Origin of the sequence: Roseovarius atlanticus (genome assembly GCF_001441615.1) — a bacterium.
Lineage (GTDB): Bacteria > Pseudomonadota > Alphaproteobacteria > Rhodobacterales > Rhodobacteraceae > Roseovarius > Roseovarius atlanticus.
Map to the genome: position 1 here is coordinate 12993 of NZ_LAXJ01000008.1, position 18040 is coordinate 31032.

General features: G+C 58.7%; 13 protein-coding genes and 1 pseudogene. 6 read left to right on the forward strand and 8 right to left on the reverse strand.

All coding sequences use genetic code 11. From position 1 onward, the window contains the following. The first annotated feature begins 20 nt into the window (after nucleotides 1-20). The 4 genes from XM53_RS08940 to XM53_RS08955 all read left to right on the forward strand — a co-directional run bounded on the left by XM53_RS08940 (nucleotide 21) and on the right by XM53_RS08955 (nucleotide 4788). Nucleotides 21-860, forward strand: coding sequence for a transglutaminase-like domain-containing protein (locus XM53_RS08940; RefSeq protein ID WP_057792914.1), 840 nt, complete (start codon nucleotides 21-23; stop codon nucleotides 858-860). A gap of 853 nt (nucleotides 861-1713) precedes the next feature. Beyond that, the gene (locus tag XM53_RS08945; RefSeq protein WP_057792463.1) at nucleotides 1714-2205 is read left to right on the forward strand and encodes a hypothetical protein; all 492 of its coding nucleotides are present in this window, start codon (nucleotides 1714-1716) and stop codon (nucleotides 2203-2205) included. Between the two features lie 258 nt (nucleotides 2206-2463). Then, nucleotides 2464-3357 carry a transglutaminase family protein gene (locus XM53_RS08950; RefSeq protein ID WP_057792465.1) on the forward strand — a complete coding sequence of 298 codons (894 nt, stop codon included), beginning with the start codon at nucleotides 2464-2466 and terminating at the stop codon, nucleotides 3355-3357. Between the two features lie 555 nt (nucleotides 3358-3912). Next, nucleotides 3913-4788: a lysophospholipid acyltransferase family protein gene (locus XM53_RS08955; RefSeq protein ID WP_057792467.1), complete on the forward strand. Its 876-nt coding sequence runs from the start codon at nucleotides 3913-3915 to the stop codon at nucleotides 4786-4788. Between the two features lie 268 nt (nucleotides 4789-5056). Here the strand turns inward: XM53_RS08955 and XM53_RS08960 are convergent, their stop codons facing one another. The 8 genes from XM53_RS08960 to XM53_RS08995 form a co-directional block, all read right to left on the reverse strand. After that, nucleotides 5057-5881: a cobalamin B12-binding domain-containing protein gene (locus XM53_RS08960; protein ID WP_057792470.1), complete on the reverse strand. Its 825-nt coding sequence runs from the start codon at nucleotides 5879-5881 to the stop codon at nucleotides 5057-5059. A 500-nt stretch (nucleotides 5882-6381) separates the two neighbouring features. Further along, nucleotides 6382-7185, reverse strand: a complete 804-nt coding sequence (locus XM53_RS08965; protein ID WP_057792472.1) for an enoyl-CoA hydratase — start codon at nucleotides 7183-7185, stop codon at nucleotides 6382-6384. Between the two features lie 25 nt (nucleotides 7186-7210). Further along, nucleotides 7211-7675: an OsmC family protein gene (locus tag XM53_RS08970; RefSeq protein WP_057792474.1), complete on the reverse strand. Its 465-nt coding sequence runs from the start codon at nucleotides 7673-7675 to the stop codon at nucleotides 7211-7213. Continuing rightward, complete coding sequence (locus XM53_RS08975; RefSeq protein WP_057792476.1) at nucleotides 7672-8841, reverse strand: glycine cleavage T C-terminal barrel domain-containing protein; 1170 nt, start codon at nucleotides 8839-8841, stop codon at nucleotides 7672-7674. Before XM53_RS08975 ends, XM53_RS08970 begins: the two co-directional genes overlap by 4 nt. A 190-nt stretch (nucleotides 8842-9031) precedes the next feature. Beyond that, nucleotides 9032-9526, reverse strand: coding sequence for an Lrp/AsnC family transcriptional regulator (locus XM53_RS08980; RefSeq protein WP_057792479.1), 495 nt, complete (start codon nucleotides 9524-9526; stop codon nucleotides 9032-9034). Between the two features lie 1084 nt (nucleotides 9527-10610). Beyond that, complete coding sequence (locus XM53_RS08985; protein ID WP_057792481.1) at nucleotides 10611-13256, reverse strand: TRAP transporter large permease subunit; 2646 nt, start codon at nucleotides 13254-13256, stop codon at nucleotides 10611-10613. A gap of 25 nt (nucleotides 13257-13281) precedes the next feature. Next, nucleotides 13282-14220, reverse strand: a complete 939-nt coding sequence (locus tag XM53_RS08990) for a TRAP transporter small permease subunit (RefSeq protein ID WP_236544451.1) — start codon at nucleotides 14218-14220, stop codon at nucleotides 13282-13284. 147 nt (nucleotides 14221-14367) lie between these two features. After that, a complete protein-coding gene (locus tag XM53_RS08995) occupies nucleotides 14368-15450 on the reverse strand; it encodes a TRAP transporter substrate-binding protein (protein ID WP_057792485.1) in 1083 nt (360 codons plus the stop codon). Nucleotides 15451-15805: 355 nt separating this feature from the next. Here XM53_RS08995 and XM53_RS09000 point away from each other — a divergent pair, with 355 nt between their 5' ends. Beyond that, a complete protein-coding gene (locus XM53_RS09000; RefSeq protein WP_082630862.1) occupies nucleotides 15806-17191 on the forward strand; it encodes an amidase in 1386 nt (461 codons plus the stop codon). 207 nt (nucleotides 17192-17398) lie between these two features. Continuing rightward, nucleotides 17399-17805: pseudogene (locus tag XM53_RS23685) on the forward strand (transposase); the annotation flags it as partial. Nucleotides 17806-18040 lie beyond the last annotated feature (235 nt).

Consider the following 18040-nt stretch of genomic DNA (forward strand, 5'->3'; position numbering starts at 1 on the left):
ACCACGGCGGTACGCCCGCCATCCGGATGCGGATCGGGTGCCGCCTGGAGTACCGTCTGACGCAAGCGACGCCATTCATCGCCATGCTGAACGTGCACTACTCGCGCTTCGGGGACTTGGAGCGCGCCGACTATCTCGTGACCTCACCCAGCGTACCGCTGGAAAGTTATCGTGACGGTTTCGGAAACTGGTGTACTCGGATGGTAGCTCCCGCCGGAAACTTCACCTTATCCACCGACGGGATATTCCGCGACACCGGACTGCCGGATCCGACGGCGCCCGACGCCACACAGCAGCCAGTCCAGGATCTGCCCTTCGAAACGCTGATCTATCTTCTTGGCAGTCGCTACTGCGATACAGATCTTCTGTCGGAAGAGGCATGGCGCCTGTTCGAGGCCACCCCGCCGGGCTGGGTGCGCGTCCAGGCCATCTGCGATTTCGTGCACAAGACTGTCTCATTCGACTATATGCAGGCTAGCGCGACGCGCACAGCGTCGCAAACGCTGGCCGGTCGGCAGGGTGTCTGCCGAGATTTCGCCCATCTCGCGATCGCGTTATGCCGGTGCATGAACATTCCAGCTCGCTATTGCACCGGCTATCTTAGCGAACTCGGTGAACCCGCACCGCACGCACCCGACGATTTCGCAGCCTGGATGGAAGTCTATCTCGACGACCGCTGGTGGGTATTCGATCCGCGAAACAACTCAAGACGCTTGGGGCGAATCCTGATTGCCCGCGGACGGGACGCCTCAGACGTGCCCCTGACGCAGACATTCGGGCCGAATACCCTCACGAAATTCGATGTCTGGACCACAGACGCAGGGGAAGGTCCGATTGAGGCTCTTGTTAAATGCAACTGATCGGTAGCGTCCTGTCATGCAAAGAATGCGCTCGATCCTCTTCGCGTCGTGAAGTCCACTGCTGAGCCAGGATTCCTGTCATGGCGTTCCAAACCACAGATTGTCTTGTAGACCAGATACGACCACTTCGATCTTCGCCAGAACCGTATTTTTGCGACCGTTCAAGCTTTCGAGATGCGATGAGAAATGGCCGGCGCATAGGAGAGCGCCACGCAAATGCGAATGCCTGTGGGCTGGATCGAACCGGGCACATGAATCTCATCGGTGCTCGTCTATGTCGGACTAAAAGCAGGTCGGCAGAAAGTCCTGCCAAGATGAATAGGGCACGTCGAGGGATTAATGCATGTCAAACAGGCGCACCAAACAGAACTGTACGCTCGGGTATTGAAGAAAGAGAGCGGTGTCGGGCAGGTCGTCAGCTGTCCACCATGGCGTCGCCGGGGTTCCGCAATGACCGAAGGCAAAATCAATCTCAACGCTTCGCCGCGTGGTCATAATAGCGACTGACAGAACTTGGTTTTCTTTGCGAAGCTACATCGTAAATCAGTTCGACAATGCCCATATAAGTAATCCCGCTGTCAAGCATCCCGGTCCGGTATGGACCAGGAATTGGCGCCGGCCAATCAAAGGATCGATGATATGTCTTTCAAGGATCTGACAGCAAGGGCTGCGGCTGCATTGAAGCCGAAGGCTAAGGAAGCTGCGAATACTCCTGAAACGAAGACTGCATCCAAGGGAACCAGCAAGGATACACAAACGAAATCAAAGACATCCTGAAGCATGAGAAAGCCTCGTGCCCCTTTGTTAAAGTGGGCACGAACCACCTGCTTCATCAAGGAAGAGGAACACGCCAATGGAAGATTTGACGAGCAAGACCGTCGCGGTTTTTTCCCAACCTTTCACCCTTCCAGACTTCGACGAGACGCTTCCCGCGGGTGAGTATGAGGTCGAAACGGAGTTGGTTTCACCGCCCGATCAAAATGACCCCGAAGCCTGGAAAGCTTCCGTCTCGGTGAAGCTTCATTCCCGGGCATCCCATCCCGGTCTTGAGAGGTCTCTGACCGTTTCCCTTACCGATCTCGACCATGCACGCGCCAAGGACAAGCTGACGGGCAGGTTGTTATCCGACTTTTTCGTGGAAGAAATGCTGGCTGATCCGATGATACGCCTCGTGATGGAGGCAGACGGTTTCTCGGAGGTGCAGGTGCGACATCTCTACTCGCGGAATGATATGCCCGGCTCCAACCTCAATGTGACGAACTCAAAGACAAATGATCAAAGAACACGCGACGATGAGTCAATCCGGAACGCCGAAAACGAAGGCATGCCTTCACGACCGGACTGACGAGCGCCCTCGCGCACAGTCCTTGGACCTGGACCGATTTTATTGCGAAGAAAGCCAACGTCGAAAGTTTAACTTAGGACTTTCTTAAGACATAGGCCTTGAGCGACGTTCCGCAGGACCGCCGATGCCTATGATGCCGTGAGTTCTTAAGGAATGAGAACTTCGCAAAACGGCTTGCCTGTAAGAACGGACATATCTTGAAGCTGCTAGTGCTCATCGGTGCGCACATCACATCTTCCAACTAGACTGGAAATCGGATTGACCTGCCTCGACGTTGTTCACACTACGACCTACCGATACCGCCACGAGGTCTCTCTCGGCGCGCACAGGTTAATGCTGCGTCCCCGCGAAAAGCAGGAATTGAGGCTTTTGTCGCACAAGCTGTCAATTACCCCGGAGGCAGCCGTCACGTGGGCACATGACGTGCGCGGGAACGCCATAGCAACCGCACTCTTTGACGCGCCCACGGATCACCTGGTGATCGAGAGCCGCGTGGTTCTGGATCTGACAGCGCCGGCATGGCCGGTATTTTCTATCTCTGGGTCCGCTATCGAGTATCCGTTTCTCTATTCGCCTGATGAATGGACGGATTTGGGTTCACTGACGGCCTCGCAATACACTGACAAGGATGGTCGACTTAGCCGGTGGGTTGAGAATTTTGTGATGACGCGTCCAACAGACACGCTTTCTCTGCTGAAAGACATCAGCAATGGCGTTTTCGCGCAGATCTCCTATGAAGGCCGTGAGACGGAAGGAACCCAGCCGCCGATCGAGACCCTTGACCGAGGATCGGGCTCGTGCCGGGATTTCGCGGTCCTGCTTGCAGAAGCCACCCGCATGCTCGGGTTCGGATCTCGCATCGTCTCCGGCTATCTATCCAATCCGGACGAACGACTCATTGGCTCTGCAGGTTCCGGATCGACCCATGCATGGGTAGAGATATACCTGCCTGGTGCTGGATGGATCGCCTTCGATCCCACAAACCGGAGCGTAGGATCGCAGAACCTGATACCGGTTGCCGTCGCTCGCGACATTCATCAGGCCGTGCCGGTCTCTGGCAGTTTCTCAGGGCAGCCGGATGCGCTTTCCTATCTTGGAGTTGAAGTCTTGGTGCGGCCCGTAGCTCACGGTGATCTAGCTATTCTATGCTAAGACTGCGACTCTCTTTCCGGACCAAGGTTTTGTCATAAGAGCCACGTAAGAATCTAGCTAAGCGAAAGATCGGTCCGCAACGGGTCGCGGCTTAACCGTCTATCCAAGCCTAATGAATTAGCGCTTTTTCTGCATGCAGAACACCGTAAATTGGCACGACGAACGAGCGGTTCCGCCTTCTACAAGTTTCGTCATGTTGAACGACCGCTTTTGGAAAATCCGCGCTGCAGAGCCGCACCGGATTCGTCGATCAAGCTGCTTCGCTGCACCAGTAAGAGGCTGCGCTGTCCGCAAAGTAGCCATCCCGACTTTGAAAGTACTGCGCTTTCAATGAACGTCAGCATAGAGCTAGCTGCGCCGCGTCGGCGAGTATCCAGGAAAACGTCCGGTTAGGGCCGGGAGGGACTATAGACTCGCAAAGCGGAGTTTAGGTTGCCCTGTGGTGCCATCGAAAGGGTAAGAACTCGTTCAAACAAGCTGCAACTTAGATGAAACGCTGTAATGCGCTCTATCTTTTTCGGTTGGTATTACCGCTGGAACCAGTCATAGAGAGCAATGCTCTCCGCATCTTTGAAGTCAGTTCTGCAGCACGCAAAATACTTCCCACTTTGGTCGGCGCTGACCGCTGTGAGGTGGCGCTCCTTTGACTCTCGTTCTCGTGGATTGGGAACCACATTCAAAGCCGTCATGCGTTGGTTCCCCCCAGCAAGGAACCGATTTGACCGCGAAGCCAAACGCGTGTTTCCCGACATGAAGCGCAGTACCCGCGCCAGGCTCGGCCAGGATATGGGCTGGCATATGGGTAGAACTCTGTTCGAGATCTATCACGATGCTGAATTTCAGACCCAACACCACAAGTTCAGGGCCTCCGGTCCTGGCCTTGATGCTCTGAAAGAGGCTCAAAAGGCTGGTAAGGGAGCGATCGTTGTTTCCGGCCATTTCGGACAGTGGGAAGCAGTTCGCGCCGTGATCAAAATGCAAGGGCTCGAAAGCGGAGCTGTTTATCGGCCGCACAAGAACCGCCATTACGAGCGCCGCATTCGTGCCGGGATTGAGGCAGGGGGGAAGCCGATTTTGGCGACCGGCCGCGTCGGAACCAGAGCCCTTGTGCGGCATCTAAGGAATGGCGGAATTATTTCAATCTTGCTGGATGAAAAATATTCAGAAGGTGTACGAATAGCGTTTCTCGGGCATAATGCGCTCACATCTCTCTCGGCGGCCCAGCTTGCATTGAAATACAATCTGCCCATGATACCTGCATTTGGCACCCGCATCGGTGATGGAAACACATTCCGCGTAGAGTTCGAAGCCCCAATCCCCCATACCAACAGCATCGAAATGACGCGTGCTTTCAACGATAGCCTTTCTAGGCGGATCATGGCGGACCCAGAACAGTGGTATTGGATGTTGAGACGGTGGGATGGTGCTTGAAGGAGTGCGGTTCCTTAACCGATTGTCTACGTTACAGGAATGCTGCGCCCTCAATTAATGGCCGGTTTGAAGCGGTTGCTTTGCAGTGAATGGCAGTAAGCTGAAGGTCCGCTCTGGGCCGGTAGCGGACTCCTGCCAGCGATCAGGCTAGCGTCAGCGGTGCGGACTTAGCCGACCTTGGAGCCCAATGCGAAGCGCTGCTGTTGATTCCGGCATACCCGACCTTCGCCGAAGTCGATCAATTCGCTCATTAACCTAATCGCACAGCTCAGCCGCGAAGACGGATCAGACGATCCAATGTGCGGCAGGCAGAAGGTGCATCCTCAAACACGAGGTCGATGTCCACAAGCTGGGTCAGGCGTTTTGGGTCGACCTTTGAAGCCGGTGCCACGCCGATGATTGCTTCGGGCATGATTATGCGCATCCCCACGACCAGCCGCACAAGTGCTTCCAGCCGTTGCTCAGTGCTCAGTGAGAGGCCGATGAAATGCGGCTGTGTATTCTGGACATGCGCGATGAGTTCTTCGTGATCAGTGCCGGTTTGAAGGTCAATCTCCCAACCCACGTCTCGGAACATGTCCGCGGCTACAGTGATCCCTATGCCGTGATCCTCACCCGGAACAGTCGCAAACAGGGCGTAACGGCGATTGTCCAATGCACGGTGCTGCTCCGAATGACTTTCGGCCCTCAATGCTCGCATTAGGGCGTAAAGGTGGCCGGTTCCGTACGTCACTTGCAGGAACGAGAACCTGTCCTCCTCCCATCCTTCTCCCAGGCAACGCGCTGCGGCAGTGATATAGCTTAGATACACGCCTTGCCGGGTCAGGCCCTTGGCACGGCGGTTTTCAATGAAGTGCAGGGAGGCACGAGGATCGGGCTGGATTAGCGCGTCGCAAAAGGCGGAAATTTCCTCCTCGGCCACAACAGGCATATCGAATGCCGGCCCAAGGAAATTGGCTGATACAATACGTCTTGCGATGTCGCCGGCAAGCGCCTCTACTGCCTCCGAAGGTAAGGTATCTCGCTTTGATACAAAGAGCGACGTTGTCCGCGCAAAAACTTCTGCGTCGAATGCAGCCTGCGGTTTGCCCATAGAACGTCCTCCGGAAGCTCGAGCTTAAAGTAGCCTGCGATTCGTTCAATAGGCTCAAATTCTGATGAGAAGAACTTCGCACGGACGTCGGCGTTTCGCCCTTCACGTCACATGCGGCGCTTTGATGCAATGACGGATTGGGCTCGGAGCGGACACGCGGCCCTGCGGCGCGCCGTGCACCTCGCAGGCAGCGGTGGCCGTCGCTCCCGGCCCATACCGGCCGTTGTTGCACACGCATGGTCGCTGCGTTGCAGCTCGTTAGAGCGGACACTCGCTGCGCGTGGAAATCTCGTTGGTGTTCGAACAAACGTCTGCGGGACGCGGCAGACAGATGACTGGTAACGTCTGATGAAGCATTCAGTGATCATTGGGTTCGACCCTGGTTTTGTCCCTAGAAATTTGAAGGCCTCAGGCACCGGATTAAGAAAAACGACAATTTACTCGACCAGGCCGCCACGTGTTTAGAACCGGATTACGGCACGGCCAAACCGAGGCCGCCTCTACCGGTCCTGCCACTTCGGCGAGCGCTTTTCGAAGAAGGCGCCGATGCCTTCTTTGGCGTCATGCGCCAACATGTTGTCGACCATTATCTGGCTTGCATAGTCATAAGCCTCGGCCAACGGCATTTCCCGCTGTGAATAGAAGGCGCGCTTGCCCGTAGCTAGCGTCATACTGGATTTTGACGCGATCTTCTGCGCCATCTCGGTCACAGCCCCAGTAAGCGCCTCCTCGGAAACCGCATAGTTCACCACCCCGATCTCGGCAGCGCGGGCGGCAGAAGTAATGTCGCCGGTCAACAGCATCTCCATCGCGTGCTTGTTGGCGGCATTGCGCGACAGCGCCACCATCGGCGTCGAGCAGAAAAGTCCGATATGCACCCCCGGCGTGCTGAACTTCGCCGTCTCCGCCGCAACCGCCAGGTCGCAGCTCGCAACCAGTTGACAGCCTGCGGCGGTGGCGATGCCGGTCACCTCGGCGATCACCGGCTTGGGGCAATTGACGATCCCCTGCATCACGCCCGAGCACTGAGCCATGATCTTAGTGAAATAGACCCGCCCACCGTCGGGCGCCGCCCGCCCGGCGGTCATTTCCTTCAGGTCGTGGCCCGCGCAGAAAGCCGGGCCGTTGGCCGCCAGCACGATCACCCGCACCGCCGAATCGTTGCCCGCCTCGGCAAAAGCCGCGCCAAGTTCCGTCAGCATCGCCTCGGACAGCGCGTTGCGCCGCCCCACGTCGTTCAGGGTCAGGCGCAGGATCCCGTCCTGGGACAGATCCCGCAACAGGATGACGGTCTCGCTTTTCATGGCACAGGCTCCCTTTCAGGCTCGGTCAGTTGACGTTGATTTCCACGCTGTCGGCCAGTGTGTTGGCGATGAAGCAGTAGCGATGCGCGCGGTCCTGCATCTCGTCCAACTGAGCCTGGTCGACGGCAAAGCCGGTATCAAACCGCACCACCGGGTTCAGGTCGATCCGCGTGACCGACATCTGCCCCTTGGCGTTCTTGCCCAGGTGCGCCTCGGCATAGTCGTGATAGCTCGCCACCGGCCAGCCCGCCTTGGCGCAAAGCGCCAGGAAGGTCATCATGTGACAGCTCGACAGGGCAGCGGCCAGCGCCTGTTCGGGGTTGGTGTTTTCCGGATCGCCGCCCCAGTCGGGGGCGGCGTCCACTTGCAGCTCGTGCGTGCGATTGTACTTCACGGTATGCGCGTTCGAATACTGCCCGGTCGTCAGGGAAGGATCCGATCGGTGCCAATGCAGCTCGACCGCGAGATCGGAAAGGACCGCGTTCTTCATGCGGTGGCCTGAACCGTCTGTGCCGCGCCGGTGGCCGCGATCTGCTTGCGCGGATCGAAGAACGGTTTTTCCACGACGGTCGCGGTGGTTTCGCCCGATTGCGTCATGACTTGCAGTTCGGTGCCCAGCTCTGCCGCCTCGACCGCGACCATCGCCAGCGCGATGTTCTTTTTCAGGCGCGGCGAGTAGACAGCCGAGGTCACCTTGCCCACGATCTCGCCGTCATGGTTGATCGTCCAGAAGGTGGTGTTCGGGCCACGCATCGGCTCGCCTTCGATGATCAGGCCGACCTGGTTGCGGGCGACACCGTTGTCGCGGATGCGCTGCAGGGCGAATTTGCCGATGAACTCGGCTTCCATGTCGAGGTTGCACAGGCGGTCCAGGCCCAGCTCGAACGGGTTGGTGCTGACGTCCGCATCCGCGTGATAGGACAGCATCCCACCCTCGATGCGCCGGATCGACGAGGTGTGACCGGGTTTGAGACCCATGGGCATGCCCACGGCCATGATCCGCTCCCACAGCGCATCGCCATAGGCGCCATCGCGCAGGTATATCTCGTAGCCCAGCTCGCTGGACCAGCCGGTGCGCGACACCAGCAGCGGAATACCGTCAAGTTCGGTCTCGGTGAACCAGTAGTAGCGCAGGTTCAGGATCTCGTCACCGAAAAGCGCCTGCATGATCTCGCCCGACTTGGGGCCTTGCAGTTGCAGCGGCGAAACATCGGGTTCTGAGATCGACACGTCCAGGCCCGAATGCACGGCCACGCCCTGCGCCCAAAGCAGGATGTCGCTGTCGGCGAGAGAGATCCAGAAGTGGTTTTCAGCCAACCGCAGCAGGATCGGGTCGTTCAGGATGCCGCCTTCGGCATTGGTGATCAGCACATATTTGCACTGGCCCACCGCCATGTTCGACAGATCGCGCGGGGTCAGCATCTGGACGAATTTGGCCGCATCTGGGCCGGTGATCTCGACCTGGCGCTCGACGCCCACGTCGCACAGGATCGCGTCATTCACGAGGTTCCAGAAGTTCTGTTCCGGGTCGCCGAAATCGCGCGGAATGTACATGTGGTTGTAAACAGAAAAGCCTTGTGCGCCCCAGCGCACGGTGGCGTCGAAATAGGGCGACTTGCGGATTTGCGTGCCAAAGCCAAAGTCTTGAAGTTGCATTGTATTTTTCCCTCAAATGCGCGTCGGGCCTGGCCCTTCGTCGCGATGTCTCCTGAGGGGGATGTAACGCCTGAAGCTGAAAAAAGTGGCCTGAAAACCGGTCGTTCGCAGACTGCTTGGGCTTGGATTCGGGGTTTCTCAGTCCGATCGGACCAAGTGGCAGGAACGCGACAAGGTAATGTCGCGAACACTACTGTCTGCTGCGCGCGACCAGCTTGGCAAGGTTGGGCTGCTCGGCCTTGATCAGCCGCGTGGCGAAATAGGTCATGTAGCGGTCGATCGACAGATCCGCTGCCAGCAGCTCTTCCATGAGGTCCTGAAAGGCCGACAATGTCGGCGTGACCACCGTCATGATATAGTCGATGCCGCCACCCGTCGCGACGCAGTTGATGATCTCGTCACGCCCGCGGATTTCGGCCTCGAACCTGTCAAAGTCGATCTTTCGATGATGCGTCAGCGACACCGTCACCACCACCCGCGTCGCGTCGATCACCCGTTCCAGCGCGATATCGGCGTGATAGCCGCGGATATACCCCGCCGCCCGCAACCGCGTAAGGCGCGCCCAGCAAGGTGTCGGCGAAAGATTGACGATCTCAGCCAGTTTGGCCTTGCTCAGCTGCCCATTTTTCTGAACGGCACTGAGAATGCGAATGTCGGTCGGATCGAGCCCTTGTCTTTCCCGCATATCCCGATGCTCTTTTCGTTATCCGCAACGCAGTACGTTCTGAACAGGCGACCTATCGTCTGATTCAGTATTATGCGACTAGGTCGGTCAATAAACAGGTGGATATGCGACCTATGGGAGGGGTACAGCGTCAATCTTTCTCTAGAACTGAGGAAGCGCGTTTTGATGTCTACTCTCCGACCTGATGAGGCATTCGTAATGGCCCCAGAATTCAAGGTCACGAACTCGAAGCCGGCCTACGGCGGTGCAGAATATTGTCTCGATTTGGTTCGAGCTGAAAGACGGCTTTTTACTATACACCTTATTCCACTCACGCCTGCAGGAAAGTCTGCTTCCCGCCCAATCTGCCGGGAAAAACACACAAAGTTCCGGCTTGAACCAAAGGCCGATACGGTTTGACGCTAGTCGCTTTTATGCAACCGCCCCCGAAATCGAAGGCAACAGGTAGCGTTCTTCGAAACGCGTTTATTATCAGCCCCTTGAAAGGCTATTCACCAAATCAGAGCAGTCATGAGGTTCGGAGAATATCGGCCCTGAGAGACTGCTTCCGGGCCTCCTGGCGGCGGGGCCAGTGCTCAGCCAGTCCCGCATAACCCTTGAAAAAAAGGAAAAATCCGGCCGCAGCCGGATGGGGAGAACGCTTTCGCGGGGGCAAGTGGCGGAGCGGACGCGACCGATATCGAACGTTCTCCGCCTCTTAAGTTGCTGTTTTTATTGGGCAGAGAGTTCGGTTGGAGTGTCCGCCGCCTCATACGTGACTGGCAGCAAACCGCACCGTTCTGTACGTCACCGTGAGCAGCCTGATCTGAGTGGTCCGGTTTGATTGTTAGTGCATTGTCGGGCTCGGTTCCATCTTGATGATGGTTTCTGGAGCCGGTGGCCGGTATCCAAGAGCGCTGTGGGGTCGCTACTGACCGGTCATTTGCTTCTTAATTCATATCTAGACGCGGGTGCAGGAACGTCGGCTGTGCTGAATAATTTCGATTGCACCGCCCCCTGAGAAGAAGCCGCCCGAGGCAACCTTGGCGTCCGGCCGTTTCGCCACGGCCGGGAACCTCAAAAAAACAGATTAGAGATCAAAAAATCAGAAGCTCAGCGAGATGTCGCGATGTTCGGCGTTGCAGGACGCGATGAACAGCGCCTGCTCACGTGGCAGTCTGGGCTGTTTGCGCAAGCCGATCGTGTCGCGAATGGCCATGTCGTAGCGTTGAAGCTCCGGCAGCAGCTCTTCGGACGCACGTGTGCGCCAGGCGAGTTCCTGTTCGTAGAGCGCCTGGGCTTCCTCGATATATTCCCGGGCACGCTCGACGTTGGGTGTTCGGGCGTCGATTTCGCGGCGCGCATCCGACAGCAGACTGCGAATCTCGTTGCCGCCGGCCACGTCTCCGAACAAGCGCTCTACCTCCTTGAAACGTTCATCTGCCGTTTCGCGGTCCATGTCGGCAGCATCGCGCGCCAGAGGTTCCATTTCACCCTCGATCTCGGCAAGGGCCTCGGCGGAGGCGATGATCTGCATCAGGTCCTGAACCGGCTCGTAGGCCTGGTCAACCGTACGCCGGTAGAGACCGCGGGCCCGCCGGTCGTTGGCGGTGATCTTGCTGTACTCCTGTTCCGCCTGCTCCCAGCTTTCGGGAATTTGGGCGAGTATCGCTTCGCGCTCGGCTTCCATCTCTTCTGCCTTGGCCCGCAAGGCTTCGGTGTCACCGAAACCGCGGCTGATCTGCACGCGCAGGTCCTCGAGCTCGGCGTTGATGATCCGCGCTTCGGCCTGAAGGCCGCGCACGAAACTGTGTTGCGGGCGATACTCGACAGCTTGCTCCGCGAGCTCGGCCTCGATGTCGCCGATCTCCTGCATCAGCGTCAGGGATTCGCGCGCCTTGGAGACTCCGCGTTCGAAATCGCCCCTGACGTCTTCGGGCAGGTAGGACAGGTCGAGGTTGGACGCACGGTCGATCGCGGACTCGATCTCGTCCCCGTTCGTGGCGAATTCCTGTGCCACGTATTCCTCGACGCAGTATTGAAGGGCGGGATTGATCGGAGGTGGTGCCGTTTCCGCCATGAGCGAGCTGCGCATCGGCAGGTAATTCACCAGCGGCGGATAATAGGCGACGATCACCAGCGACAGCAATTGCAGCCCGATGAAGGGCAGAACGCCGATGTAGATCTGAATGGTCTTCACGGCCTTGGACGCGACGCCGCGCAGGTAGAAGAGGGCAAAGCCGAAGGGCGGCGTGAGGAACGACGTCTGGATGTTGAGCCCGATCATGACACCAAGCCAGACGGCAGTCACGTTCGCCTCGGGGTCGGCCAGAAGGATCGGCGCGACGATGGGCACCACAACGACGGCGATCTCGATGAAATCGAGGAAGAAGCCCAGGACGAAGATAACCAGCATCACGATGGCGAACTTGGTCCAGAACCCGCCCGGCAACCCTTCGAGGAAGTGCTTGACCAGTTCCTCGCCGCCGAACGCGCGGAAGGCGGCGGTCAGCATTGCGGCGCCGAGCAGGATGATGAAAACGAGCGACGTGGTCTTGGCCGTCTCGACCATCACGCCGGTCAGCGCGTTGTCGTTGAAATAAGCCCGTATGCCGCTCCAGGCTATGCCGATCACGGTCAGGACGACGCCGAAGATCGCCAAATTCACCCCGAATGCATCATCGGCATTGGTGATGTTCTGAACATTCGTGTCGTAGTTCGACAGCACGTAGCCGATGATAGCCAGTCCGGTCAGGGAAATGATTGCGGGCACGTAGCGCAGGCGACCATTGCCTTCGTAGAGCCTGTAGCCCGCCATGATCATGGCCCCGATGGCGCCGATCGCGCCGGCCTGGTTCACGGTGGCGATGCCGCCGATGATCGAGCCCAGCACCATGACGATCAGGGCCAGCGGCGGCACCATCGCCAGAAGCACTTGGCCCAGGAATTTCAGATCGTACCGGCCTTCGTATGGCACGGCGGGTGCATAGCGCGGACGGATCAGGGCAACGGCGAGAATGAACAGGATGTAGAGACCCACAAGCACAAGGCCCGGCACCAGCGCGCCGAGGAACATGTCGCCCGCGCTGGTCGATCCCACGGCGAATTCGGACGGCATGGTCAATTCGCCGGTGACTTCCTTGTAGAGGTCCTGGCGCGATTGTCCGGCCTGGTCCACCGCCGAGGCCAGCTGGTCGGCCAGGATGATGAGCACGATCGACGGCGGAATGATCTGGCCCAGCGTGCCGGAGGCCGAGATGATACCGGTGGAGAGCGGGTTGGCGTAACCGTTGCGCATCATCGCGGGCAACGAGATCAGCCCCATCGCCACCACGGTGGCGCCCACGATGCCGGTCGTTGCCGCCAGCAAGGCGCCCACGACAACCACCGAGATCCCCAGTCCGCCGGGAACCGGGCCGAAGAGTTGCGCCATGGTCACGAGAAGATCCTCGGCGATCTTCGACCGTTGCAGCATGATGCCCATGAAGATGAACAGCGGGATCGCGATGAGGGTATCCCGCTCGGGTTCCCAATAGACACCTCGGAGGTTGGTCACCCCCGCGCTGAGCCATTGCGACGGTCCGCCGGACTCGAAATAGGCATCCGGGCTGCCTGCGAAGAGATACCCCGCGCCGGCGGCCAGAAGCACCGTGATGATCGCCGCGCCCGGCAGGGAAAAGGCCACCGGGTATCCCGAGCCAAGCGCCCCGGCCATGATCAGGACAAGCAGAAGGAGGAAGAAGATTTCCATGGTTTCGGGTTCCCGTCGGCTTTGTCTACATCATGTCCGCGTGGGTTTCACGCGCACCCGATTCGCCACGCTTGTCTGCAATGGCCTCGAAAAACTGCGCCACGAATTGCAGCATCATCGTCACGGCGAACACGCCCAGGAAGCCGGCCATGAAGTATTTCACGTACATGCCGAAACCGGACTGCGTGACCTCGAAGACGAGGATCGGGCCGACGATGATGCTGGAAGACGAGCCGAACCCAACGATCAGGATCGTCCAGCAGAGTGACAGGCCCAAAAGGACGGAGCCCCAGGCGTTGACCCTGCCTTTGGCTTCGCGCCGCATACTGGCGTAAAAGAGGTCCACACGCACATGGCCTTCCTCGTACAGTGTGTAGGCCGACGCGAAGAGGAACAGCGCACCGTACCAGAAGCGCACCAGGTCGGCCATGAACGCCTGTTCATAGGAAAAGACGAAGCGGCTGAAGACGATCAGCAGCTCCGCCACCACGACCAGCAGGGCCAGCCATATGAAGCCCAGCGACCGTGTGACGGCAGCAATCAGGATGCCGAGGATCACCAGAGGCGTGTGAAAGTAGAGGCCGCGATATTCGGCCCGGCCAAGGCTGCCGGCCAGGTCGGAGCCGACGACGGCCTCGAGTTGGCCGTTCACGCGAAGAAACGAGACAATCGCATCGCCGAGGCCGACCAGGAGGACGACCCAGAAGGCCGCGCGCACCAGGAACGTGTTGATCGCCGAGACCCGCGCCGCATCGGTACGCAGCGAGATGTCGCGCGACCGCATGACGCCGTAGATGGCGACGACGGCGAACAGCGCGTAGATGCCGATTTGCAATGCAGCCAGCGCACCGCCGCCGGACAGGATCGCGCCCGCGCCGGGCAGACCGAACCAGAATCTGAGAATCGCGTTCAGCAGAAACGCGGCAGTGGCGCTCAGAACAACCCAGCCGAATGTGCGTGGCACGATCGCTGGCGCTCCCATCGCTGCATTGTTCATAGAAAACCCCCTCCCCGGAAAATTCAGGATCCCGTCATATCTTGACCGAGGCGAAATGTCTTCCGCCTCGGCAGGGCCGGCCGTCCCATGGCCGGCGTAAAGGACCGAAGCCCGTCAGATGCGCAGGAAGCGGTTGCGCTTGGCCACGTAGGGCGCGTCGGAGTAGTTGCTCCAGACACCCACGTTGTTGCGCACTTCGAGGAAGCTGTCGATGATCTCGGCCGCCAGCGCACTGTGGTCGCGGGTTTCCTCGATCACCTCGTTGGCGGCTTCGCCGAACGCCTCGTAGACGTCGTCGTTGAACTCGCGCAGTTCCACGCCGTACTCGTTGACCAGACGGTTCAGGTAGATACCGTTCTGATAGTTGGTCTCGGCGGGCTGGCGCGCGTTCTCCTCGGCGCAGCAGACGGTGATGATGCGCTTGTCGCTGTCGCTGAGCTGCGACCACCAGTCGGCGTTCATGCCGAGGCTGACCTGCGACGCCGGCTCGTGCATACCGGGCCAGTAGTAGTACTGGGCGGCTTCGTAGAGCTTGAGGAAGAAGTCGTTCCACGGGCCCACCCATTCGGTCGCGTCGATGGCGCCCGAAACCAGGTTTTCGTAGATCTGACCGCCCGGAAGCGAGACCGGCGAGGCGCCGACCTTGGCCATGACGTCGCCGCCAAGGCCCGGGATACGCATCTTGAGTCCCTTGAGGTCTTCGGGCGAGTTGATTTCCTTGTTGAACCAACCACCCATCTGCAGGCCGGTGTTGCCACAGGGAATACCCTTGATTCCGAATTCTGCGCCGATCTTGTCCAGCAGATCCTGGCCGCCGCCGAACTTCATCCAGGCGTCGATCTCGGTGTAGGTCAGGCCGAAGGGAACGGCCGTGAACGGCGCCCAGCCCGGGTGCTTGCCCTTCCAGTAGTAATCGGTCCCGATATAGGCGCTTGCGTTGCCCGAGGCGACCTCGTCAAAGCTGTCGAAGGCGCCAACGCGTTCGCCAGCCGCAAAGTACTGCACAGCGATTCGGCCTTCGGTCACTTCCTCGATTCGGGCAGCCAGACGCTGGGCGCTGGTTCCCAAGCCCGGGAAGTCCCGTCCCCAGGTCGACACGATGGTCATGTCGATGCGGTCCTGTGCAACCGCGGGTGCGGCCAGCGCCGATGCGGCTGCACCGGTCGTGGCATACTTAAGAAACTTACGTCTCTCCATTATTCATTCCTCCTGTTGGTGTGGTTCTTGATCGGGGAGTCTTATCGCGAGCACTAAATTTGGAACTAAGTTCGCTAGTCACCGTTTTCCTGATTCTTAAGCAGCAATCCCCGTGCGCTCGCCACACGATCCAATTGGTTCTCGACCGTGTTGTGGAAACATAGCCGTTATGCATTTCGTTACAAACATTGATTTGTGCACAGTTATTAGGCGATCCGCCTGGGGAATGATCGAAAGAGTGCCGGAGTTGTATTGGCGCATATCGTCAGAACCAGCGGCGCTGCAATAATCGGCCGCCTTTTTGTGCGGACGTGGGCCATCTTGGGGTAGCGTACGGGCTCAGGGGTTGCAGAACATGAATCCGGCAATTTCTGCGCAGAGCGGTTCGCTCATGTGGCTTGCAAACAAACCAGCCCTGGGGAGGGGAGAGCGGAAAATGTCGGCTTTGTCGAAAAACACACCCGGTGCGCTTGAAACCGCGCGACTGATTGCAGCAGGTCAACTGACCGCGACGCAGGCGGTTCAGCAGCGACTGGAGATCGTCAAAGACCTCGAGCCGAACCTGAAGGCGTGGGTTTCCATTCATGAAAGCGAGGCGATCGAAGCAGCGCAAATGATCGACAGCATGCCTGTGTCGGGCAAGATTCACGGCGTTCCCATCGCGATCAAGGATATTTTCGCGGTCAAGGGAATGCCGTGGCACTGTGGGTCTGAGCTCTGGAAAGGTCGAACCGCGGAATTCGATGCGGGTTCTGTTGCGCTGGCGCGAAGGGCCGGCGGAATTGTCCTTGGAAAAACCGAAACCACGGAGTTCGCGTTCTACCAACCGACACGCACCCGCAATCCGCATGACCTGAGCCGCACACCGGGCGGATCGTCGTCCGGCTCCGCAGCGGCGGTCGCGTCGGGCATGGTTCCGCTCGCCTTCGGCACGCAGACTTCGGGGTCGATCATCCGGCCAGCTTCATTTTGCGGGATTGTCGGATTCAAGCCGTCTTTCGATCTCATTGAGACCGGCGGCGTCGCACCGCTGTCGCGCAGCTTGGACACCGTTGGGGTGTTCGCCCGGTCTGTTCCTGATGCGTCGCTTCTTGTCGAGGCGCTCACCGGTCTGAACCTTCAACCGGATGCAAGTGCCAATCCAACCAAGCTGCCGGTCTACCGGTCGCCTGTGTGGGACCAGGCCGAACCGGAATTGGTGTCAGCGTGGTCGGCATTCGAGGAAGGGCTAGCTGCAAAATTTTCAGTCCACAAATTCGCGCCGGAAATCGAGCTTGCATTGGCGGAGGCGCCGGACCTTCATGCGCGGATCATGGCCGCGGAGGCGGCCGAAGCGCTGGCTTATGAATATGCCGAGGGTCCGGAAACTCTGTCAGAAGCATTGAGGGCCGAGCTAGAAAAAGGCAGCGCGATTTCCGCCGACGAACGTCTCAGGGACAGGCAAGCCATGCGCAGCTTGCGACATCTGGTGGAGGGGCTCGTGCCGCGCAACGCCGTTTGGCTGACGCCATCATCTACAGGGCCCGCACCGTTGTTTGAAACCGGTACAGGTTCACCAAGTTTCAATCGCATATGGAGCCTACTGGGCCTACCTTGCTGCTCGGTTCCGCTGTTGCAGACGCATGATGGCCTACCCATGGGGGTGCAGGTCGTGGGGGCCATGGGCAATGACGGCGGTGTGCTGACGGTCGCCGACTGGCTGATGGCGCGGTTCGGCCAGTGCTGGTCTCAACAAAATTGATCGAACATCGAAGTCAGGCTGTTACGCCTATCGAGACGACTACAGTTTGAATGGAAAGAGGATAACAACTTCAGGAAGCGTCGAACTCGCAGCCCAAGAGTTTGTATTAGTTATCCCTAGATTTGAAGACGTCTTGCCGCCTTACATTGAGGCGAGGAGGCCGATTTAGGGACAAGCAATTACAGTGATGAGTTCAAGCGGGACGCGGTGCATCAGATCACCGTGTGGGGGTATCCGGTTCGAGAGGTGTCGCAGCGTTTGGGCGTCAGCACGCATTCTCTGTACAAGTGAGTGAAGCTGTTCGCGGAGCCAAGGTCGGAGTCCGATTTGGAACGTGAAGCTGAGAACCAAAGATTGAAACGCGAGTTGGCCAGGGTGACCTAGGAGCGCGACATCCTGAAAAAGGCAACGGTGTACTTCGCGCGAGGGTCCCAATGAAGTACGCCTTCATCCTGGCGCATCGCGCAGAGTTCGGCGTCCGGGCCATGTGCCGGGTGCTGCGGGTCCATTTTAGCGGGTTCTATGCATGGCTTAAGAAACCGTTAAGCCACCGTGCGCAGGAGGATGGGCGTCGGACGGAGCCGATCCGACAGGCTTGGGCCGACAGCGGCAAAGCATGCGCACTGTTAAGAGCTCAACAGATTTAACCCCCAGAACCGCACCGTTTGATTGGTTTTGAATGTCGGGTTTGCTGCAGCGGGTGGAATCCTCTTGCACCCGCAGCGAAAGACCGCTTTCCGCCCAATCTACCATTTTTGACTACAAGATTCCCTGGCAAAATCCCTGCATTTCCGACTGGACTTCGCCTGGCAACAGAGCGGTAATGTCTCCACCGACGCGCTCAAGTCG